This is a genomic window from Kitasatospora sp. NPDC058478, assembly GCF_042720345.1.
Lineage (GTDB): Bacteria > Actinomycetota > Actinomycetes > Streptomycetales > Streptomycetaceae > Kitasatospora.
In genome coordinates, this window is record NZ_JBHXML010000049.1 from 44,565 (window position 1) to 64,792 (window position 20,228).

At 74.9% G+C, this 20,228-nt stretch carries 18 protein-coding genes; 8 read left to right on the top strand and 10 right to left on the bottom strand.

All coding sequences use genetic code 11. The features are described 5' to 3' along the window. Positions 1–109 precede the first annotated feature (109 nt). The gene (locus ACFWPT_RS25825; protein ID WP_380484548.1) at positions 110–1,393 is read left to right on the top strand and encodes an acyl-CoA dehydrogenase family protein; all 1,284 of its coding nucleotides are present in this window, start codon (positions 110–112) and stop codon (positions 1,391–1,393) included. 36 nt (positions 1,394–1,429) lie between these two features. On the opposite strand, the gene ACFWPT_RS25830 is transcribed toward ACFWPT_RS25825, so the two are convergent. Continuing rightward, the gene (locus tag ACFWPT_RS25830) at positions 1,430–2,644 is read right to left on the bottom strand and encodes an aminoglycoside phosphotransferase family protein (RefSeq protein ID WP_107452966.1); all 1,215 of its coding nucleotides are present in this window, start codon (positions 2,642–2,644) and stop codon (positions 1,430–1,432) included. Positions 2,645–3,117: 473 nt separating this feature from the next. Between ACFWPT_RS25830 and ACFWPT_RS25835 the strand changes: the two genes are divergently transcribed. Further along, the gene (locus ACFWPT_RS25835; RefSeq protein ID WP_380484550.1) at positions 3,118–4,599 is read left to right on the top strand and encodes a hypothetical protein; all 1,482 of its coding nucleotides are present in this window, start codon (positions 3,118–3,120) and stop codon (positions 4,597–4,599) included. Between the two features lie 82 nt (positions 4,600–4,681). Here ACFWPT_RS25835 and ACFWPT_RS25840 read toward each other — a convergent pair whose 3' ends face one another. Next, positions 4,682–5,206, bottom strand: a complete 525-nt coding sequence (locus ACFWPT_RS25840) for a hypothetical protein (protein WP_380484552.1) — start codon at positions 5,204–5,206, stop codon at positions 4,682–4,684. Positions 5,207–5,492: 286 nt separating this feature from the next. Here ACFWPT_RS25840 and ACFWPT_RS25845 point away from each other — a divergent pair, with 286 nt between their 5' ends. Beyond that, positions 5,493–7,004, top strand: coding sequence for a HEAT repeat domain-containing protein (locus ACFWPT_RS25845; protein ID WP_380484554.1), 1,512 nt, complete (start codon positions 5,493–5,495; stop codon positions 7,002–7,004). Between the two features lie 134 nt (positions 7,005–7,138). Here ACFWPT_RS25845 and ACFWPT_RS25850 read toward each other — a convergent pair whose 3' ends face one another. From ACFWPT_RS25850 to ACFWPT_RS25860, 3 genes are all read right to left on the bottom strand, one after another. Then, positions 7,139–7,981 (bottom strand): undecaprenyl-diphosphate phosphatase, encoded by an 843-nt coding sequence (locus tag ACFWPT_RS25850; RefSeq protein WP_380484579.1) that lies wholly within the window; start codon positions 7,979–7,981, stop codon positions 7,139–7,141. A gap of 274 nt (positions 7,982–8,255) precedes the next feature. Continuing rightward, positions 8,256–8,969 (bottom strand): class I SAM-dependent methyltransferase, encoded by a 714-nt coding sequence (locus ACFWPT_RS25855; protein WP_380484556.1) that lies wholly within the window; start codon positions 8,967–8,969, stop codon positions 8,256–8,258. 78 nt (positions 8,970–9,047) lie between these two features. Continuing rightward, the gene (locus ACFWPT_RS25860) at positions 9,048–9,584 is read right to left on the bottom strand and encodes a PadR family transcriptional regulator (protein ID WP_380484558.1); all 537 of its coding nucleotides are present in this window, start codon (positions 9,582–9,584) and stop codon (positions 9,048–9,050) included. Positions 9,585–9,699: 115 nt separating this feature from the next. Here ACFWPT_RS25860 and ACFWPT_RS25865 point away from each other — a divergent pair, with 115 nt between their 5' ends. The 3 genes from ACFWPT_RS25865 to rox all read left to right on the top strand — a co-directional run bounded on the left by ACFWPT_RS25865 (position 9,700) and on the right by rox (position 13,062). Beyond that, positions 9,700–10,464: an alpha/beta fold hydrolase gene (locus tag ACFWPT_RS25865; RefSeq protein ID WP_380484581.1), complete on the top strand. Its 765-nt coding sequence runs from the start codon at positions 9,700–9,702 to the stop codon at positions 10,462–10,464. A 28-nt stretch (positions 10,465–10,492) separates the two neighbouring features. Next, entirely contained in the window at positions 10,493–11,419 is a 927-nt protein-coding gene (locus ACFWPT_RS25870) for an aminoglycoside phosphotransferase family protein (protein WP_380484560.1), read from the top strand. Positions 11,420–11,637: 218 nt separating this feature from the next. Further along, entirely contained in the window at positions 11,638–13,062 is a 1,425-nt protein-coding gene (gene rox, locus ACFWPT_RS25875; protein WP_380484562.1) for a rifampin monooxygenase, read from the top strand. Positions 13,063–13,133: 71 nt separating this feature from the next. Here the strand turns inward: rox and ACFWPT_RS25880 are convergent, their stop codons facing one another. From ACFWPT_RS25880 to ACFWPT_RS25900, 5 genes are all read right to left on the bottom strand, one after another. Further along, positions 13,134–13,997: a biotin-dependent carboxyltransferase family protein gene (locus tag ACFWPT_RS25880; RefSeq protein WP_380484564.1), complete on the bottom strand. Its 864-nt coding sequence runs from the start codon at positions 13,995–13,997 to the stop codon at positions 13,134–13,136. A 139-nt stretch (positions 13,998–14,136) separates the two neighbouring features. Next, positions 14,137–14,763 (bottom strand): 5-oxoprolinase subunit PxpB, encoded by a 627-nt coding sequence (gene pxpB / locus ACFWPT_RS25885; RefSeq protein ID WP_063350179.1) that lies wholly within the window; start codon positions 14,761–14,763, stop codon positions 14,137–14,139. Continuing rightward, positions 14,760–15,536 (bottom strand): LamB/YcsF family protein, encoded by a 777-nt coding sequence (locus ACFWPT_RS25890; protein WP_244293516.1) that lies wholly within the window; start codon positions 15,534–15,536, stop codon positions 14,760–14,762. Before ACFWPT_RS25890 ends, pxpB begins: the two co-directional genes overlap by 4 nt. Positions 15,537–15,676: 140 nt before the next feature. Further along, a complete protein-coding gene (locus ACFWPT_RS25895; protein ID WP_380484566.1) occupies positions 15,677–16,213 on the bottom strand; it encodes a hypothetical protein in 537 nt (178 codons plus the stop codon). 285 nt (positions 16,214–16,498) lie between these two features. Beyond that, positions 16,499–17,539 (bottom strand): IPT/TIG domain-containing protein, encoded by a 1,041-nt coding sequence (locus ACFWPT_RS25900; RefSeq protein ID WP_380484568.1) that lies wholly within the window; start codon positions 17,537–17,539, stop codon positions 16,499–16,501. Between the two features lie 185 nt (positions 17,540–17,724). Between ACFWPT_RS25900 and ACFWPT_RS25905 the strand changes: the two genes are divergently transcribed. Together ACFWPT_RS25905 and ACFWPT_RS25910 are read left to right on the top strand one after the other, a co-directional pair. Further along, positions 17,725–19,278: a hypothetical protein gene (locus ACFWPT_RS25905; protein WP_079136051.1), complete on the top strand. Its 1,554-nt coding sequence runs from the start codon at positions 17,725–17,727 to the stop codon at positions 19,276–19,278. A 66-nt stretch (positions 19,279–19,344) separates the two neighbouring features. Further along, a complete protein-coding gene (locus ACFWPT_RS25910; protein ID WP_063350182.1) occupies positions 19,345–20,220 on the top strand; it encodes a hypothetical protein in 876 nt (291 codons plus the stop codon). The last annotated feature ends 8 nt before the right edge of the window (positions 20,221–20,228 follow it).

A 20,228-nucleotide genomic window follows, 5' to 3' on the forward strand; every position in this document is an offset into this window, starting at 1 on the left:
GGGCGGGCCGTGAACTGACCTCCGAGGCCGCCCGTCCGGTACCGCGCGCCCGTCCGGCGTGCCGCCCGCATCTGCCGCGCCCACGCTGCCGCCCGGAGGCCCCAGCACCATGACGACCACCGCCGCTGACCGTTCGCCCGCGGACCGCCCGTCCGACACCGCGACCGCCGCCGTGCCCGACACCGCCTCGGGAGCGTCGGATTCCGGCCACCCCGCGCCCGATCCCGCGCCCGACCGCTCGGCCGTCGTCGCGGCCCTCGCCGGACTGCCCCGGGTGGTCGACCTGCTCTCCGCCCGCGCCGAGGAGCACGACCGCGACGCCACCTTCCCGTACCAGGGCATCGAGGCGGTGCACGAGGCCGGACTGCTCACCCTGACCGTCTCCCAGCGGTACGGCGGACCGGGCGGCACGCTCGCCGACACCGTCCGGGTACTGGCCCAACTCGGGCGCGGGGACGCCTCGGTGGCCGTGGTCACCGCCTTCACGCTGCTCCAGCACGCCGAGCAGGCCCGCCGTGCCTCCTGGCCGACGGCGGGCTACCGGCGGCTGCTCACCGAGTCCCGGCGCGGGCCCGCCCTGGTCAACACGCTGCGCGCGGAGCCCGGCGGCCGACCCGGAGCGCTGCCGGACACGGTGGCCCGGCGGGACGGCGAGGGCTGGCTGTTGACGGGCCGGAAGACGTACTGCACCGGCGCCGAGGCGCTGGCCTGGATGGCGGTGACGGCACGGACCGACGAGCCGGAGCCGAGGCTGGGGACGTTCCTGGTCCGCGGCGAGAGCGAGGGCCTGGAGATCGACCCGACCTGGGACCAGGTCGGCCTGCGGGCCAGCGCCAGCCACGACGTGGTGCTGGAGCAGGTCCGGGTGCCGACCGAGCTCGCGCTCGGCCTCACCGCTCCCAAGGGCGGCGCGGCGGACGCGGCCGGGGCCGCCGAACTCTCCCTCGCCTGGCACGACCTGGCGCTCTCCGCGGTGGCGATCGGGGTGGCTCGCGCCGCCCAGTCCTGGCTGATCCGCTTCCTCAACCAGCGCACTCCGGCCAATCTGACCGAGCCGCTCGGCACCCTGCCCCGCTACCGCTGCGCCCTCGGCGAGATCGAGGCCCAGCTGATCGGCGCCGAGGAACTGGTCGAGGGGCTGGCCCCCCGGGTGGACCGGGGCGAGCCGGACGCGGTCGCCCGGACCGGCCCGGCCCACCTGCTGGCCACCCGGGCCGCGACGGCGGCGGTCCAGCAGGCGGTCTCGCTCACCGGCAACCCCGGCCTGAGCCGGCGTCACCCGCTGGAGCGCTACCTGCGGGACGTGCTGAGCAGCCGGGTGCACCTCGCCCCGGACGAGGCCGTCCTGGAGGCCGCCGGCCGGGCCGCCCTGGAGCGCGGCGGCCGGCCGTAGCGGATTCCGGGCCCCGGGGGCTCGGGGCCCGGAGCCTCAGCGGGTTCCGACCGCGGCCCGGACGGCCCGGCGGGCGAGCGCGGCGTCGTCGTAGAGCCGGCGGATCATGATCCGCTGCTCCTCGCCGGCGCCCGGCACGTCGTACAGCCGGATCTCCCGCATCAGCACCAGCACCAGGTTGACCAGGAACGCGTCCCGGGCCAGCGTGCCGCCGCTCTGGGCGAGTTGGCTGATCTGGCGGCGCGCCGCGGTGTCGCCGGACAGCACGCTCCACAGCACCGCCAGGTCGTAGCCGGGCAGGTACCAGCCGGCCTGCTCCCAGTCCACCAGCACCGGGCCGGACGGCGCCAGCAGCATGTTGCTGAGCAGGGCGTCGCCGTGGCAGAGCTGGAGCGGGGTGTGGCCGAGGCCGTGCAGCAGGCCGCGCAGGTCGCCGGCGTCCCGGTCGGTGAGCTGGCCCACCGAGTGGTAACGGGCGATCTCCATCGGGTAGTCCATGCGTGGCTGGAACACGTCGGTCGGCGGCCGCCACAGGTTGAGCGTCCGGACGGCGGTCAGCAGCGCCCGCACCTCGCCCGGGGTGGGCGCGTTGACCGGGTGGCGCTCCCGCGCGGCCGGGCGCCCGGGAACGCGCTCCATGACGAGCACGCAACGGTCGTGGTCGGCGGCGACCAGCCGGGGCAGCCGCACCGGCGGGCGGTGCCGGACGAACGCCCGGTAGACCGCCACCTCGTGGTGGAAGTCGGCCACCAACTGCTCGAAGTAGCCACTCCGCACCGCCTGCGGCGCCAGGCACTTGGCGACCACCGGGGCCCGCCCGATGGTGCCCGCCACCAGGATGTGGCGGCTGCCCTCGCGCAGCACCTGGCGCGGGGTGAACGCGGGACATATCCGCGCGACGCTCGCCAGCGCGGCCCGCACCGCCGGGGTCTGCAGCGCCGACGGGTCGATCCGCTCGGGGCCGCCGACCTGGCCGGGCCGGTGCGGCGGGCGCAGCACCCGGCCGTCGGCCTGGCGGGCGAGCGGGAGCCGGCCGCCGACGGGCGGGGCCGCTTCGGGGCCGCGGAGCCCCAGCGCCGTACGGCCGGACGGGACCCGGGCGTCCGTGGACCGGCCGTCGGTGCCGTGCGGGGCCACCGGGCGGCTCGACGGGGGCACCTGCTTCGGCCCGGGGCGCCCGGCGGCCGCGGTGGGGGGGCGCAGCGCGGTGCGGGTCGCGGTCGGCGAGGGGGTCGTCGCTGAGGAGTACATGGGGTGAGGGTGGTCCCTTTCTGTCCGTCGGCAGGTGCGCCCCGCGGTGCGGGGAGGGCCGGTGCCGCGTGCTTCCTGGCGTGACGGCGGCCCTGACTCGGTGCGGTGGGTGGTGCGCGGGCGCCGGGCACGGACGCGGGGTCGGAAGACCCGGACGACGGCGGTGCTCCGGCCGTCCGCACCCTGGGGAGTACGGTCGGCCGGACTGCCGTGGCCGTGCCCGGCGCCCCCGCGCCACCCGGCCGCGCCACCCCCTCGGGTGAGGACCGGGAGCGTCCCGTGCCACGGTCGGGGGACTGCCCCGACGCCGGTGGGACGCCGCCCGACCCGGGGGCGAGGTGGCGCACCCCTACAACACACCCGCGGCGCACTGGCTTAGTAGTCTGGCGGGCCCTGGCGAACGGTGGCGAATGCTCGCCTGGCACTTGCCGGAGCCTCTAGCCTCGAATCAGCCGAGGAACCTGGGGGCTTCGTTGAGCAGGGAACCCAACACCCGACTCGCTGACTTGTTCGTCCTGACCGGTTGGTCGAAGGGCGAGCTCGCGCGGCTGGTCAACCGTCGGGGTGCCGCGATGGGGCAGCAGCAGCTGTCCACCGACACGTCGAGGGTACGGCGCTGGATCGAGCAGGGGGAGATCCCCCGGGATCCGGTGCCGAGGGTGCTGGCGGCCGTGTTCACGGAGCGGCTCGGCCGTGTCGTCACCACTGAGGACCTCGGTCTGGAACGACACCGGCCCACCAGGTCCGGAGCGGCGCAGTCCGCAGCAGTGCCATGGTCGCCGGATCGAACGGCCGCGGTCCTCACCGAGTTCACGGGAATGGACCTCATGCTGAACCGACGTGGATTGGTGGGCGCGGGTGCCGCGCTCACGGCCGGAACGGTCATCGCCGATTCGTTGAAGGGCTGGCTCGGGGGGGACGCGGTCGCGTACGCGGCCGCGGTCCCCGGGCCGCGCCAGGTGATCACCCAGGGCGGGGCGCGCCCCGCGGTGGACGTGTACGACGCGGGCCCGGTCGGGCTCGACGAGGTGGAGTCGCTGGAGCGCTCGGTCCAGGTGTTCCGCGCCTGGGACGCGGCGCGCGGCGGCGGGCTCCAGCGCAAGGCGGTGGTCGGTCAACTGAACGAGGTGGGAGGCCTGCTGACGCACCGGCACCCCCCGGCGGTGGAGCAGCGGCTGTGGCTGGTCGCGGCCAACCTGGCGGTGCTGGCGGGCTGGATGTCGCACGACGTGGGCCTGGAGCCCACCGCCCAGCGGTACTTCATGATCGCGGCGGAGTCGGCCAAGGAGGCCGGCGACCGGCCGCGGGCCGGCGAGGCGATCTCCCGGGCCGCGCGGCAGATGGTCCACCTGGGCCGGGCCGACGACGCGATCGACCTGATGTCGGCGGCCAAGGCGGCCGGCGGCCGGGTGCTGCCGAGAACGCGCGCGATGCTGAACACCGTCGAGGCCTGGGCGCACGCCTCGATCGGGCACTCCCAGGACACCTGGCGGCTGCTCGGCGAGGCCGAGGACCTGTTCGCCGAGGGGGCGCCGGAGCCGCCGCCGTCCTGGATGCAGGTGTTCGACGAGGCCGAACTGCGCGGCATGCAGGCGCTGGTGCTGCGCACGCTGGCGGAGCACGACCCCTCGGCGGCGGCGCAGGCGCAGCGGCACGCGGAGCGGGTGATCACCCTGCGGGAGGGCACCGGGCAGCTGCGCTCGGCGCTGTTCGACCGGATCACCCTGGCCTCGGTGCACTGGCTGAGCGGAGAGCCGGACGCGGCGGAGTTCCAGGCCAAGATGGTGATGAACCTGATCGGCCAGAACTCCTCGCACCGGACCTGGGACCGGCTGCGTGAGATGTACCGGCTGACCGCGCGCTACCGGGGCCTGCCGGTGGTGGACGAGCTGCGGGCCGAGCTGGGGCGGGAGTTGCGGGCGGCGGACGCGAAGAAGCGGCCGAAGCGGTCCTGAGGCCTGGGGGTCCTGAGACGTGGAGGTTGTGCGGCCCGGAGCTTTTGAGGCCCGGAGCTTCTGAGGCCCCGGCGGGCCCCGGTCAGTTCGGGGGTGCCGGCCGCAGCAGCATGCGCAGGGCGGTGACGGTGCCGTCCGTGCCGAGGACGGGCTCGCCCGCGCACTCGACGCTGGCGTGCGGGGCGCCGTCGCGGCGGATCCGCAGGGTGCCGGCGGAGATACGGCCGTGGATCAGGGCGTCGGTCATCATCCGGCGCAGCACGGGCCGGTCGGCCTCGGGGAGGCGGTCGGGCAGCCGGTCCAGGCTGAGCGGGCCGTTGCCCGGGTCGCAGCCGAGGAGCTGGTAGGTGTCCGCGTTCCAGTGGACGCGGTCGGTGAGGAGGTCCCATTCGGCTGAGCCGATGAGGTGGTCGCCGTCGGCGTCGGGTCCGTCGCCGAGGTCGGGGTTCTTGGACGGCTCCTGCGCCGTGCCGTCCACTCTGCCGTCCGTTCCGCTGTCGGCGTCGCCGCTCGGTTCGCCGCGCGCGCCGTCGTCCGTCGCGCCCGCCGGGGCGCCGTCCACCGTGGCGGTGTCCGGCGGGCGGGCGGCGCCTATGGGCATCTTCATGGCGGGTCCATGGCTCGGGGGTGGCCCGCCGCGTGCGGGCCGTCGGTGGTGAGAAGACTGTGGCACAGCGCCCTCGCCCCTGCGGGCGATTTGGACATAACGCAGGCAAAATTCCCCTGGCATATGCCACTGTGGCAGCAGCCTTCGTCGCCCTGTGTGCGGAAGGTGGCGCGAGGCGGTAACCTTCGGTGATTCCGGCGCCCGGGCGCCCACCGCAGTACCGACCAGAGACCCCGGCGACGGAAATCCCGTTGCCACTACGACCGCCGCAACGGATGCTGACCTCATGTTCGAGCCAGTGATAGCACCCAGTGCCAGCCTCCTCGGCCTCCTGCAGCGAGGCCGCGGTGACGGGCAGCTCCACGCGCTGGCCGCCGACCGTACCGAGGCCATCGCCGCGCTGGAGGAGTGCGTCACCAGGGATCCGCGAGCCGACTGGCAGGTCGAGAACCGCTCCCTCTACTACGCCCGCCTCTACATGGAGCTGGAAGCCTCCCTCGACGGCATCGAGGACCACCTCCACTCCGCCGAGGACCTCGTCAGCGACGACGAGAACCGCACCGGCCTCGCCCTCTCCGTCCTGGGCCACCTCGCCGCGTACGGCCGGCGCGACGCGCTGCTGATGCTGCGCGAGTACACCGCCACCGGCGCCAACTGGGCCTGGGCCCTCGACGAGCTCGCCCTGCGCGACGACGACCGCGGCCTGCTGCTGCTCGGCACCGCCGTCCTGGACCGCTTCGCCCCGGGCCCCGAGGGCGACGCCGAGCTGCGCGAGTTCATCCGCAACGCCTACGAGCCCCGGCCCTGGCGGCTGTGGGCGGCCTACCACCCGAGAGTGGCGGCGGCCAGCGAGCAGTCACCCTTCGACCTCTGGCAGCGCCAGCTCAACCGCGGCGGCGTCACCCCGGGCTGGTCCACCGCCGACGTCCTGGCCTGGGCCGATCAGGGGAGCCTGGGCGCCCTCGGGGCCGGCGCCTTCCTCGGCGGAGCCGACAGCCGGCCCGAGCCCGCGCCCGACGCCGCCGATCCGGCCGCGCCCGACGCCGTGGACCGCCGGGCCGCCGCGGCCGCCCGCTGCCTGACCGCCGTCGTCCGGCCCGAGGACCGCCCCGCCGTGCTGGAGGCCGCCCGCGGGGGCCTGCCCGGCGCCCGCCGGGCCGCACTGCGCTACCTGGTCGACCAGCGCGACCCGGCCGCCGTCGAGCTGATCGAGGCCGCCGCCGTCGACGTCGACGACCGGATCGTGCGCGCAGCCCTGGAACTGGTCGGCCGGATGCGCGGCCCCGAGGTCCTGGCGCAGGCCCGCCGCTGGGCCGACCCGGCCACCGGGGGCGCGGACAGCGCGCTCGGCGAGGCCGCCGTCAAACTGCTCGCCGACGCCGGGGAGCCGGCCGACGCACCGCTCGTCGTCGACGGGTTGCGCCGCTGGGTCTCCGTCCGCGGGGTCAGTGGTACCGGGCTCGGCTCGCTGGTCGACGGTGCGGGGCGGCTGGTCGCCGCCGACGCCGTCCCCGTGCTGCGCCACATCTACGGGGAGGCTGCCTCCTCCGAACTGCGCGGCCGCGCCGCCCGGGCGCTCGCCGTGACCGATGTGCACTTCCCCGAGGGCCCCGCCGTCGAGTGCCTCTGGGACTGCGAGGAGTCCACGCGGGAGCTCGCCGCGCGCCATGTCGCCACCACGGGTGACGCGCGCGTGCTGGAGCGCCTGCGCCGGCTCGCCGCAGATCCGGCCGAGGAGGCCGAGGTCCACGCCGCCGTCCGCGGCCGGCTGACCGCCGCCCGGGAGTTCGGGCGGTAGGGCCCCGCAGGCCCCGCAGGCCGGTGGCTGCCTCCCCGATCCTGGCGAACGACGGGCCGGGACACCCCCTCGGGTGTCCCGGCCCACTGCTGTTCCGGGGTCCTGCTGGAACGCGGTCCTGGTGGAACGCGGTTCTACTTCACGACGCCCGCGTCCGGGGCCAGCACACCGCCGGCCACCAGTCCGATGATCAGGACGCCGAGCAGCACCCGGTAGACCACGAACGGCAGGAAGCTGTGGTGCGAGATGTACTTGAGGAACCAGGCGATCGCCGCGTAGCCGACCGCGAAGGCGATCGCGGTGGCCAGGATGGTCGGCCCCCAGGCCGGCGCCGGGCCCTCGCCGATCTTGAACAGCTCCAGTGCCCCCGAGGCGAGCACCGCCGGGATCGCCAGCAGGAAGGAGTAGCGGGCCGCCGCCTCCCGGCTGTAGCCGAGCAGCAGGCCCGCGCTGATCGTGCCGCCGGAGCGGGACACCCCCGGGATCAGTGCGAGCGCCTGGGCGAGGCCGTAGACGCCCGCGTGCGGCAGGGTGAGGTCGGTGATCGGCCGGGCGTGCCGGACCGCGCGGGTGCGGTCGGCGAAGGCCAGCAGCAGGCCGAAGACGATCAACGTGGTGCCGATGATCCGCAGATCGCGCAGGTGGGTCTCGATGGTGTCCTGGAACAGCTTGCCGAGGATGCCGATCGGCAGCGTGCCGATGATCACGAACCAGCCCATCCGGGCGTCCGGGTCCGAGCGCAGCGCCGGGCGGAACAGCGACAGCGTCCAGGTCCGCACGATCGAGACGATGTCCCGGCGGAAGTAGATCAGCACCGCGGTCTCGGTGCCGAGCTGGGTCACGGCGGTGAAGGCCGCGCCCGGGTCGTCCCAGCCCAGCAGGGCGGAGAAGACCCGCAGGTGGGCACTGGAGGAGACGGGCAGGAACTCGGTGAGCCCCTGGATCAGACCGAGAAGGGCCCCGTGGAACCAGTCGATCACCAGACACCCACCAGGGGTATCCGTGAGTCGTCGTACATGTGCGGTCCTCGCAGGTCGGAGCGGGCGTGCGGGCAGGCGGACAGGCCGCGACCCGCACGGCCATCGGGCCGTGCACGGGCGGGCGCGCGGCCGATGGTACGGGGTGAAGATGACTATTCTTTGTTCACCCTTTGACCCGGCTTTGCCCGTCGGTCCTTCCGCGACCCGCTGACTCCTCCGTCGACCCTTCCGCCTGGCCTTCTGCCTGGCCTTCCGCCTGCCCTTCCGCCGCTCAGCCGGCGGGCCGGACGCGGACCCACGTGCGGTCCTTGGTCAGGTAGCTCTCGACCGTCAGACCGGCGTCCGCCAGCGCCCGGTCGAACGCGGCGGTGGTGAGCGGCCGGGAACGGAAGGTGTGCGTCCAACGGCCGTCCGGGAACTCGTACTCGGCGTGGACGGAGTTCACGCCGTCCCCGACCGGCGTCGAGGAGACGATGCGCGACACGCCGTCGGTGCCGAGCCTGCCCTCGCGCGGCACGTTGAGGTGCCAGTCCTCGCCCTCCCGCTGCATCAGCACGCAGCCGTCCGCGGCGACGTGGCGGCGGCAGGTCTCCAGCAGGCCTTGGCGGACCGCCTCGTCGCCCGCGTGGATCAGGAAGGAGGCGAGCAGGACGACGTCGAAGCGCTCGCCGAGGTCCAGTCGCTCGATCGGGCTGCGCACGGCGCGGATGCCCGCGCGCACCCTGGCCAGCATCTCGGGAGACTCGTCCACCGCCGTCACGGTGAAGCCGCGATCGGTCAGCGGGTGCGTCATCCGGCCGACGCCGCAGCCCAGTTCGAGGATGGTGGCGCCGGCCGGCACCGCGGCCTCGATCACGTCCGGGGCGTCGCCGACGGGGAGCCGGGCCCAGAGCTCGACGGCGCAGCCGTCCGGGGTGATCGCGCCCGGGCCCGTTCCGTCGTGCCCCTCGCGTCGTACGTTGCCGGTGTGCGTGTCGTTGGCCATGGGCGTCATCGGAACACGGGCAGGGCGGGGAGGGAGGTGCCGCAGCGGGTTTTCGGTCAGTCCGTCAGTCCGTCACTGTCAGCCTGTCGGTACGTCCTCCAGTTCGGCCAGGGTGGCGCGCAGCCAGGCGAGTTCGGCCTCGCTGGTGGCGCGGGCGATCAGCAGCAGGCCGCGGCGGAACGGGTCGGCGAACTCCTCGGCGCCGACCGGGCGGTCGCCGTCGTAGAAGAAGCTCGCCGGCTCGGAGAGGAAGGCCAGGCGGCGGCGGAGCACGGCGGCCTGTGCGGCGGGGTCGTCGAGGTGGCGCAGGAAGGCGAGCAGGGCGAACCAGCGGTTCTCGTCGCTGATGTCCAGCGGCTCGGGCTCGCGCAGCTGGTCGAGCAGTGCGGTGCGGCCGGCCTCGGTGAGGTGGAGGGTGTGCCGGGGTGCGGCGGCGCTGCCGGGCTCGGTCTCGCGGACCAGCAGGCCGTCGGCCTCCAGGCGCTTGATCGCCGGGTAGAGCGTGCCGTCGCTGATCGGGCGGACGTGCCCGGTGAGTGCGGCGAGGTGGCGGCGCAGCTGGTAGCCGTGCAGCGGGCGGTCGTAGAGGAATCCGAGGATCGCGAGCTTCAGCATGGGGCCACTCTCGCAGATTCGTCCCTCGGAGCCTCGGTATATCGGTTCCGTGATACCTCGATGGCGATGTATGGTCTGGGCGTTCCCAGCCCCCGATGGAGGAGGAGTCCCCGTGCTGCGCCACGCCCCCGTCACCCCGAACGGCGACCGGATCCGATGGGTCGAGCTGCCCGGAGCCGAGCCCGCCCGGCTCTACCTGCACGGCCTCGGCGCCAGCTCGCCCGCCTACTTCGCGGCCGCTGCCGCCCACCCGGGGCTCACCGGGCGCCGCTCGCTGCTGCTCGACCTGCTCGGCTTCGGCCTCAGCGACCGGCCCGCCGACTTCGGATACACCCTGGAGGAGCACGCCGACGCCGTCGCCGCGGCCCTGGCGGAGACCGGGCTCGCCGGAGTCGAGGTGATCGGCCACAGCATGGGAGGCGCGATCGCCGTCGTCCTCGCCCACCGGCATCCGGAGTCGGTCTCCCGGCTCGTCCTGGTCGACGCCAACCTGGACCCGGTCACCCCCGGCCGCCGGCCCGGCAGCAGCGGCATCGCGAGCTTCACCGAGGAGGAGTTCCTGGCCGGCGGCCGGGACGAGGTCGCCGCGTGGGTCGGCCCGTCCTGGTGGTCCACGATGCGCCTCGCCGGGCCCGAGGCGCTGTACCGCAGCGCCGTCCACCTGGCCCGGGCGACGGTGCCGACGATGCGCGAACTGCTGCTCGGCCTCGACGTCCCGCGCACCTTCCTGTACCCGGAGGCGGACGGCGAGCCGCGCGGCGCCGACCAGCTCCGGGAGGCGGGCGTACGGTTGGCGGCCGTCCCGGACTGCGGGCACAACATCATGCTCGACAACCTCGACGGCTTCGTCTCGGCGGCCGGCCTCGAACCTCGACCGTAGGCTGGGAAGTCGGAGAGGAGCCCACCTGATGCCTGTTGACGTCCCGCCCGCTCTGACCGCGTCCCTGGAGAAGTCCCTCGGCCCGGATGGTCGCGCCTGGGCGGCCCGGCTTCCCTCGCTGGCAGGCGAGTTGCTCGACCGCTGGGAGCTGCGCCCGGACGGCCCGCCGGCGCACGGCGTCGTCGCCCTGGTGCTGCCGGTGCGGCGGGCCGACGGCACGCCCGCGGCGCTCAAGCTCCAGCCGGTGGACGAGGAGACGGAGGGCGAGCCGGCAGCCCTCCGGGCCTGGGGCGGGCGAGGGGCCGTACGACTCCTCGGCCACGAACCGGCCTCGGGCTCGATGCTGCTGGAACGCCTCGACCCGGGGCGTTCACTGCTGGATGTCGCGGACGACCGCGAGGCGCTGCACGTCCTCGCAGGCCTGCTACGGAAATTGACTGGACGTCAGATCGAAGCCCCGGACCTGCGACGGCTGGCGGACCTCGCCGACGGTCTGCTCGCGAGGGCCCCGGCCGCCACCGCAGCCCTCGCCGACCCGGCCGAGCGGCGCTTGCTCACCGACTGCGCCGCGGCCCTGCGCGAGGTCCGCACCGAGCCCGGCGACCGGCTGCTGCACTGGGACCTGCACTACGGCAACGTCCTCGCCCCGCCCGAGGGCGGCGGCCGCGCCCCCTGGCTCGCCATCGACCCCAAACCGCTCGTCGGGCACCCCGGCTTCGAACTCCTCCCGGCGCTGCGCAACCGCTGGGCCGACGTACTGGCCACCGGCGACGTGGCCCGGGCGCTGCGGTGGCGGTTCGACGTCCTGGTGGAGGCACTGGAACTGGACCGCGAGGCGGCGGTCGGCTGGACGCTCGCCCGGGTGCTGCAGAACGCCGTATGGGCGGTGGAGGACGGGGAGTCGGCGCTCGACCCGGCGCAGCGGGTGGTGGCGGAGCTGCTGTCGGGGCGTTGAGCGGAGCGCGCGCAGCGGGCGGAAAACAGCGGCCGGCAAACCGCGGGCGGCAAACCGCGAGCAGAAACAACGAGCGGAAACAACGAAGGCAAGGAGGTCGCCGACTCTCCTTGCCACTCTCAAGGTATAGCGGACTGGGGGGCTTGCGGCAAGGCCCCGGTCGTGCCGCAGAATGACCGGCCGAAGCCGGGATCTGCGGGCATACCTGGGGGTTTGTGATGATTGACGTGATCGTGGTCGGTGCCGGACCGACCGGGTTGATGCTGGCCGGCGAGTTGCGGTTGCACGGCGTGCAGGTACTCGTGCTGGAGAAGGAGGCGGAGCGGCCCCTGCCGGCCCGGGCGCGCGGTCTGCACGCGCGCAGTCTTGAGGTGATGGACCAGCGCGGGCTGCTGGAGCGGTTCCTCCCGCTCGGCCGGAAGTTCGAGGTCGGCGGCTTCTTCGCCGGCATCGGCAAGGAGTGGCCGGAGCGGCTGGACACCACCCAGGCGTACGTCCTGGCCATCCCGCAGGCGGTCACCGAGCGGCTGCTGACCGAGCACGCGACCGAACTCGGCGCCGAGCTCCGGCGCGGCCGCGAACTGGTGGGGCTGAGCCAGGACGAGGACGGGGTGAGTGCCGAACTGGCCGACGGCACGCGGCTGCGCTCGCGCTACCTCGTCGGCTGCGACGGAGGCCGCAGTGCGGTGCGCAAGCTGCTCGGCGTCGGCTTCCCCGGCGAGCCCTCCAGGGTGGAGACGCTGCTGGGCGACATGGAGCTGGCGGAGGAGCCGGAGACGATCGCCGCCGTCATCGCGGAGGTCCGCAAGACCCAGCTGCGGTTCGGCGCCATCCCCGAGGGGGACGGGGTGTACCGCGTCGTGGTGCCCGCCGAGGGGGTGGCCGAGGACCGTACGGCTGCTCCGACCTTCGAGGAGTTCAAGCACCAGCTGCGGGCCGTCGCGGGCACGGACTTCGGGGCGCACTCGCCACGCTGGCTCTCGCGCTTCGGTGACGCCACCCGGCTGGCCGAGCGCTACCGGGTCGGCCGGGTGCTGCTGGCCGGCGACGCGGCGCACATCCACCCGCCGACCGGCGGGCAGGGGCTCAACCTCGGCGTCCAGGACGCGTTCAACCTGGGCTGGAAGCTGGCCGCCGAGGTCGACGGCTGGGCGCCGGAGGGGCTGCTGGACAGTTACCACGCCGAACGGCACCCGGTGGCCGCCGACGTGCTGGACAACACCCGCGCCCAGATCCAGTTGATGTCCCTGGAGCCCGGCGCCCAGGCGGTGCGCCGCCTGCTGGCGGAGCTGATGGAGTTCGAGGAGGTGAACCGGTACCTGATCGAGAAGATCATCGCGATCGGGGTCCGCTACGACCTCGGCGAAGGGCATGAACTGCTCGGCCGCCGGCTGCGCGACGTGCAGCTGAAGCGCGGCCGTCTCTACGGGCTGATGCACGGCGGCCGCGGGCTGCTGCTCGACCAGACCGGCGGGCTCTCGGTGGCGGGCTGGGCGGACCGGGTCGACCATGTCGTCGACGTCAGCGACGAGTTGGACGTGCCCGCGGTGCTGCTGCGCCCGGACGGCCACGTGGCCTGGGTCGGCGAGGACCAGCAGGGCCTGCGCGGCGACCTGTCCAGGTGGTTCGGCGCCCCGGCCTGAATGCACCGCCGCGGCTGGCCTCGGTGGTGCAGGAACCGCGATCGCGCCGGGAGGCGTGCTGTCGCGGCCGCTCAGCGCTCCCGCAGCAGTACGAAGCGCACCGGCGTGCCCGGGCGTGCCTGGGCGGCCGCCGCGAGGTCGGCGGCGGGGACGACGCCGATCACCGGGTAGCCGCCGGTGGTCGGGTGGTCGGCCAGGAAGACCACCGGCCGCCCGTCCGGCGGGATCTGCACCGCGCCCAACACCATGCCTTCACTGGGTAGTTCACCCGCCCGGGCGCGGGTGACCGGCGGGCCTTCGGTGCGCAGCCCGATCCGGTTGCCGGTCGGGGAGACCAGGTACCCGTCGCGGGCGAGCCGGGTCAGCGCCGAGGGCTCGAACCAGTCCGCGCGCGGGCCGAGCCGCAGCCGCAGCACCAGTTCGGCCGGGGGAGCGGGCAGCGGCACCAGGTCGGGCCGGGGGCGGTCGGGCGGAGGCGGGCCGACCGGCAGCCGGTCGCCGGCGGCGAGCGGGGCCGGTCCGAGGCCGGAGAGCAGGTCCGTCGAGCGGCTGCCCAGGACCGGCGGGACGGCGATCGCGCCCGCGACCGCCAGGTAGCCGCGCACCCCGGCGGTCGCCGCCCCCACCTCCAGCACCGCCCCGGCCGGCACCGCGACCGGAGCACCCCACGCGGCCGCCCGCCCGTCCACCCGGACGGGCGAGGGTGCGCCGGTGACGGCCACGACCACCGGCCCGAGGGCGCGCAGGGCGACCCCGCCGAGCGTGGTCTCCAGCCCGGCGGCGCCCGGCTCGTTGCCGACCAGCCGGTTCGCCGCCCGCAGCGCGGGCTCGTCCAGCGCCCCGGCCCTGGGCACCCCGAGGTGGGCGACGCCGCGCCGTCCGAGGTCCTGGACGGTGGTCAACGGTCCGGGCCGCACCACCAGCAAACCGCTCAACGCCCCCACCCCGTCCGCCCGCACCCCGTCCGCCCGCACCCCGTCCGCCCGCACCCCGTCCGCCGCCGTCCCGCCCCCGGCCGCCCCGTCCGCCGTCGTCCGGGGCCCGCGCGCCGCCCGCCGTCGGCCCGCACCCCCGTTACGCCCGTTCCGCCGTGAACCGCACCCGCACCCCGGGCGCCAGCAGCGCCGCCGGCTCGCGCCCGGTGTCCCAGAGCGCGAGCCCGGTGCGTCCGATCAGCTGCCAGCCGCCGGGGGAGGAGCCCGGGTAGACGCCGGTGTACGGGCCGGCCAGGGCGACCGAGCCGACCGGGACGCTGCTGCGCGGGGTGGCCCGGCGCGGGACCTCGTACCGGGGCGGCAGCCCGGTCAGGTAGCCGAAGCCGGGCGCGAACCCGCAGAAGGCGACCACGTACTCGGGCCCGGTGTGGATCCGTACGGCGGCCTCCTCGGACACCCCCCACAGCGCGGCGACCTCGGCGAGGTCGGCGCCGTCGTACACCGTCGGCACCTCCACCAGCGGCCCGGTCGCCGCCGCGGCCGCCGACGGACGGGCCGTGCGCAGCAGGGCCGCCAGCGCGTCGACGTCCGCGACGCCGTCCAGCAGCACCGTGCGCGCGGCCGGCACGATCTCCTCGACCGCGCCGAGCGCCCGGCTCTCCTGCCGCTCGCGCAGCCATCCGTACAGCGCGGCGACCTGCGCCGTGTCGTCGAGTTCGACCAGCAGCGCCCGCTCGCCGACGCGCCGGACGGCGGCGGGCGTCATGTGAACGCCTCCACCCGGACCCCGGCGGAGGCGAGGGCTCCGCGGATCCGCCAGGCGAGCTGGGCGGCGCCGGGGGTGTCGCCGTGGACGCACAGGGATCGGGCCTCGACGGCGATCCGTTCGCCGCCGACGGCCTCCACCGAGGCGTCCCGGGCGATGCCGACGGCTCGGGTGATCACCGATTCGGGGTCGTGCACCACGGCGTCCGGGTCGCGGCGCGGGACGAGGGTGCCGGCCCAGGTGTACGCGCGGTCGGCGAAGGCCTCGGCGACGACCGCCAGGCCGACGCCCTCGGCGACGGCGAGCAGCCGGGAGCCGGGCAGTCCGAGCACCGGCAGCGGTCCGTCGCAGACCGCCCCGGCCCGCAGCACGCCGGCCACCACGGCCTCGGCCTGTTCGGAGTCGGTGACCACCCGGTTGTAGAGGGCGCCGTGCGGTTTGACGTAGGAGACCCGGGAGCCGGCCGCGCGGGCGAAGACCTGGAGGGCGCCGATCTGGTAGGCGATCTCGTCGGCGAGCTCCTCCGGGGGGACGTCCATGGCCCGGCGGCCGAAGCCGGCCAGGTCGCGGTAGGAGACCTGGGCGCCGATCCGGACGCCGCGTTCGGCGGCCAGCGCGCAGACCCGGCGCATCGTCGACGGATCTCCCGCGTGGAAGCCGCAGGCGACGTTGGCACTGGTCACCACGGACAGCAGGGCCTCGTCGTCGGTCAGCGTCCAGCGTCCGAACCCCTCACCGAGGTCCGCATTGAGATCGATCACCGCATCGGCCACGCCCGTCCGCCTTCCAGCAGCTGTTGAGCCAGATGGTAGGGCCTGCGGATGAAGGCCGTTGCCCGTGACCCGGGCCCAGGGGGCCCACCGGCGTGCGACCCCTGGTCACACGCCCTGGGGCGGCGCTGGGCGGCTCCGACTCAGCTCGCGGCCACCGGCCCCTGGAAGGAACGTTCCAGCGGGCGCAGCGCCCGCAGCACGATCAGCAGCGGGACGACGCCGACGATTCCGAACGACATGTCGATGAATCGCCAGCCCAGGGGGATCCCCCGCAGCGGCCCACAGACCAGGGCCAGGGGGATGACGGCGCCGCAGGCGAGCACCGCCCAGCGGATCACCCAGATGTTGCGGACCGGGTCCTTGATCGGGCCCCAGAAGGCGGCGGCGATCACCAGGTGGGCGAAGGCGAGCCAGTCGGTGCCGTAGGCCAGGAAGGGGTAGCGGTCATTGGTCTCCGCGACGCCGGTGCGGACGCGTTCGATCCAGTCCAGTGCGGCCGGGAAGCGGTCGGCCAGCGGCGCGGCCGGCCCGGTCGCGAGATCGGCCAGCCAGCGGGTCTCGGTCTCCAGCGGGAAGGCCGTCAGGCCGCTCAGCGCCAGGCAGACCACGAAGATCCAGAGCCAGTGCCGGACTCTGCGCAGTACCGCCGCGGGATCGGTGCCCGGATTGGTGTCCATGGTGCGAACCTCCATGCCGAAGAGCAGGCGGGGCCTTGTCCCGTCTGTGCGGAACCGACTCTAGACCCTTGATTTGAACGCGTTCAACTAGCCCCTGACGTGCGGGCACGCCCCAGACGCCGGGCCGGCTCGCGCCCCCAGACGCCGGGCCGGCTCGCGCCCCCAGACGCCGGGCCGGCTCGCGCCCCCGGACGCCGGGCCGGTACGCGCCCCCGGACACGCCGATGCCCGGGTGCCGGAGCACCCGGGCATCGGAACAGCCGGACTACGCGGTGTACGTCGGGACTACGCGGTGTACGTGAAGGTCACCGGGGCACTGGTGCCGCCCGCCGTGGTCACCGTGACGCCCACCGGGCCGGGGCCCGCCGCCGCCGGGGAGGTGGCCGAGCAGAAGGACGGGCCGCAGGAGACGTGCGCGGCCGGCACCCCGCCGAACGCGACCGTCCCGTACGTCAGGTTGGTGCCCTGGAGGTACACCTGGGTGCCGCCGGCGGCCGGGCCGCTGGTGTAGGTCAGGTTGCCGACCGTCGGCGCGGGCGGGGGCGGGGGCGGGGCGCCCGTGTAGTCGAAGGCGGCCGGCGCCGCGACCGTGCCGCCGGGCGTCACCACGGAGACGGGTGCGCTGCCCGAGCCGCCGGGCGTGGTCACCGTGCAGGCGGTGTCGGTGCAGGTGCCGGCCGCCGGGACGCCGCCGACCAGCACCATGCCGTGCGCCAGGTTGCTGCCGCTGACGGTCACCGCGGTGCCGCCCGCGCCGGGGCCGGTGGTGGTGTCGAGGCCGTCGACCGTGGGCGGCGCCTGGACGACCGGCGCCGGGGTGGTCCCGTCGACCGACAGGGCCGTCACGTGGCCGGTCGGGTCGGTGTCGTTCGGATTGGACACGGTCACGACGATCTGGCCGGTCAGCTGCTGGGTGTAGTCGCGGCCCACGTTCAGCTTCATGAACTCGTAGCGCCCGGGCCTGCGGGTGCCGATGAGGACGGCGTCCAGGTGGCGCCCGTCGGGCGAGACGGACTCGGTGAAGGTGTAGTCGTACGGGGTGGAGTAGAACATGCCGAGCTCGGTGGTGAGCCCGGGCGGCAGGTCGACGGTGATGTGGGTCGGCCCGGTGAGGTCCTGGGTGCCGGCGGAGGTCCAGCCGACCGAGAGCTTGCCCGGTCCGGGAGGGGTGGTGCCCGGCAGGAAGCCGTTCAGGGCTGCGGTCACGTGCTGCCCCTGAACGGCGGGGGCGTCGGCGGGGGCGGCTGACGAGGCGGCGGCACCGGTGGCGAGGGTGGTCACGGACAGCGCGGCGGCGAAGCCCGCTTTGACCAGTCGAGTGATCATAGGCCGATCATCACGGTAGCGACGCGCAGTCTTCACGGGTTTGCCGAATATCGGTTCGGAATTGGCGGAATCCCGTCGAAATCCCGTTCTGAATTCACCCCCGACACGCCCTCCGGCCTGCCGCGCAGCCCGCCCACAAGGCCCGTTTCGGTCGATGTCGGTGCGAACCTCTAATCTTGTGCACCGTGACCGCCATCGCTGACCCGCCCACCCTGCCCGGCCCCCGGCCGCCCGCCGGGTCCGTCGCGGCGAGGCCCGCGCCCGGCCCCGCCGCCGACGAGGGCCTGGCCCGCCGGCTCAAGGCGCTGGCCTGCACCGCCCCCCTGCACGACCTGGACAACCGCAAGGTCAACCTGGCGGGCGAGTACGGCGGCTACGCGATGGCCGAGGTCGGTCTCGCCGCGATCGACCTGGTCACCCTGCACATGGACTTCGACACCGGCGCCGACCGCGACATAGTGCTCGCCCGCCTGCTGCCCAGGGTCGCCGCCCAGGCCGCCGGCCGCCCCGCCGCCGAGCACGAGCGGGTCGCCCGCTGGGTGCTGGAGTCGCTGATCAACGTCGGCAGCGTCGACCGGGGCTTCCGCGCCGTCTACGGCACCTTCGGCGCGGACGGCGCGTACGTCCGGCGCGACTACGACTTCAAGCTGATCGAGGAGGTCCCCGGCCCCGACGGCGGCGTCTACCTGCGCACCACCGACGAGGCGGTCAACGTCCTGGTCGGCGCGCTCGACACCGACGTCACCTCGGCCCAGATCGCCGCCGAGGTCAAGCTGGAGGTGCTGATCCGCCGCGGCCGCCTGGCCGACGCCCAGCTCGCCGCCGAGCAGGCCCGCTACCGCACCGTCCAGTACGCCGAGACGCTGCGCCGCGCCCTCGACGCGACCCGGCGCAACGTCCGCGCCGTCGACTGGATGCGCGCCATCCCGGACCTCATCGACGAGGCGCTGGACCACATCGCCGACCGCTACCGGCACGAGAACGCGATTCTCACCAACATCCGCAAGGCCCGCGACGAGGCCGAGCCGAACACCCCCGAAGGGGCCGAGAACAAGCGCCGCGCCGCCGAGCTGCTCGACATCGTCAAGGACTGCATCCGCCGCCACACGAAACTGCAGACCCGCCTGCTGGAGGCCGGCCCGCTGTTCCGCGCCGAGCAGGACCGGCAGGCCTTCGCCACCCCCGGCGCCCGCAGCGGCATCGACCTCTACGGCCAGCTGCTCGCCCCCGTGCTGCGGCTGCCGGTCGAGCAGGCCGTCCGCCCCACCGGTGCCTTCTTCGCCCGCGGCGCCGGCCTGCGCACCCCCGTCTCCGTCCGGGTCGCCGACCTGGTCGACCTGCTGCTCACCCCGCCGGTCGAGCGCGAGCACCTCGGCGCCGAACTGCCCGACCCGGACCTGGTCGCCACCCCGGACGACAGCCGCTTCTCCGAAGCCCAGCTGGAGGCCGCGCTGCTCCTGCTCGACCTGCCCGCCGACGCCCCCCGCCGGCTCTCCGGCCTGCTGGCCGAGGCCCGCGGGCAGGACCCGGAGCTGCCGTACCTGGTCGCCCTGTTGGCCGTCCACGCGGCCAGCCCGCCGGTCGGCACCGCCTACCGGCAGGGCGAGGAGCGGCTGCTGTTCGCCGTGGACGACGGCACCCCGCTGCGCGACCCGCAGTTCGGCGGCGCCGACCTGATCGTCGGCAGCGCCCTGCTCGACGCGGCCGGCATGGCCGCCGACCGCAAGGACGCCGGCTGACGAAGCCGCCGTCTCGACGCACCACCAGATCACCCGTACTAGCAACAGCCCCGAGGAGCACCGCCCGTGACGACCCACCACGACACGTCCTGGGCGGCCGAGACCGAACCCGCGGCCCCCGCCCCGATCACCCCGGGCGACGTCGCCGACGCCGCCCGGCTGGTCTCCTTCGGCCTCCAGGCCAAGCTGCTCCCCGCCCGTGACGCCGAGTACGCCGAACTCGTCCGCCGCCACCGCGAGGACCCGCCGTTCGCCCGGCTCGCCGACGCCGTCGCCACCGGCATGGGCCTGGTCGTCCTGGAGGTCTCGCCGCGCGCCGGCATGGCCGTCGCCGCCGCCGAGGACTCGCTGTTCGCCGTCCGGATGGGCGACTACTCGCGCCGCGCCGCCACCGAGTCCACCGACCGCTTCCTGCACGGCCTGGCCCACCTCGCCGTCGCCGCGATGGCCTTCCCCCGGCCCGAGGACCTCGCCGACGACGGCTACCTCGGCCGGATCACCGTCAACGGCGTCGACGCCTTCGTCCGCCAGGCCTGCCGCCGCCTGGAGGAGCAGGCCGCGACCGAGGGCGACAACACCGACCCGCAGTCCGACGCCCCCGGCCTGGAGGCCGCCTGGCGGGTCTGGGCCCGGCGCACCGCCACCGGCGCCACCAAGGACGCCCGCCGGCTCTCCGGCTCCACCATCGGCATCGTCGCCAAGGCCGTGCTGTTCCTGGTCGACTCCGGCTTCCTGCAGAAGGTCTCCGACGACTCCGGCGGCACCTACCGCACCACCGCCCGCTACCAGCTCCAGGTCCGCGACCTGGCCGGCAGCGCGGCCATGGCCGAACTGCTCGACCTCGGCATCGTCCCGGTCTCCGACGGCACCGCCAGCCTGCTGCCGCCGGACACCGGCGACGAACTGGTGGCCGACGCAGGCCTGCCGTTCCACTCGCTCTGACACCCCTA

Excerpts from the sequence above, each read along its gene's own strand:
- ACFWPT_RS25860 (WP_380484558.1), bottom strand. The coding sequence starts at position 9,584 with ATGCTGAAGCTCGCGATCCTCGGATTCCTCTACGACCGCCCGCTGCAC.
- ACFWPT_RS25830 (WP_107452966.1), bottom strand. The coding sequence starts at position 2,644 with ATGTACTCCTCAGCGACGACCCCCTCGCCGACCGCGACCCGCACCGCG.
- ACFWPT_RS25825 (WP_380484548.1), top strand. The coding sequence starts at position 110 with ATGACGACCACCGCCGCTGACCGTTCGCCCGCGGACCGCCCGTCCGAC.
- ACFWPT_RS25870 (WP_380484560.1), top strand. The coding sequence starts at position 10,493 with ATGCCTGTTGACGTCCCGCCCGCTCTGACCGCGTCCCTGGAGAAGTCC.
- ACFWPT_RS25900 (WP_380484568.1), bottom strand. The coding sequence starts at position 17,539 with ATGATCACTCGACTGGTCAAAGCGGGCTTCGCCGCCGCGCTGTCCGTG.
- rox (WP_380484562.1), top strand. The coding sequence starts at position 11,638 with ATGATTGACGTGATCGTGGTCGGTGCCGGACCGACCGGGTTGATGCTG.
- ACFWPT_RS25895 (WP_380484566.1), bottom strand. The coding sequence starts at position 16,213 with ATGGACACCAATCCGGGCACCGATCCCGCGGCGGTACTGCGCAGAGTC.
- ACFWPT_RS25855 (WP_380484556.1), bottom strand. The coding sequence starts at position 8,969 with ATGGCCAACGACACGCACACCGGCAACGTACGACGCGAGGGGCACGAC.
- ACFWPT_RS25840 (WP_380484552.1), bottom strand. The coding sequence starts at position 5,206 with ATGAAGATGCCCATAGGCGCCGCCCGCCCGCCGGACACCGCCACGGTG.
- ACFWPT_RS25845 (WP_380484554.1), top strand. The coding sequence starts at position 5,493 with ATGTTCGAGCCAGTGATAGCACCCAGTGCCAGCCTCCTCGGCCTCCTG.
- pxpB (WP_063350179.1), bottom strand. The coding sequence starts at position 14,763 with ATGACGCCCGCCGCCGTCCGGCGCGTCGGCGAGCGGGCGCTGCTGGTC.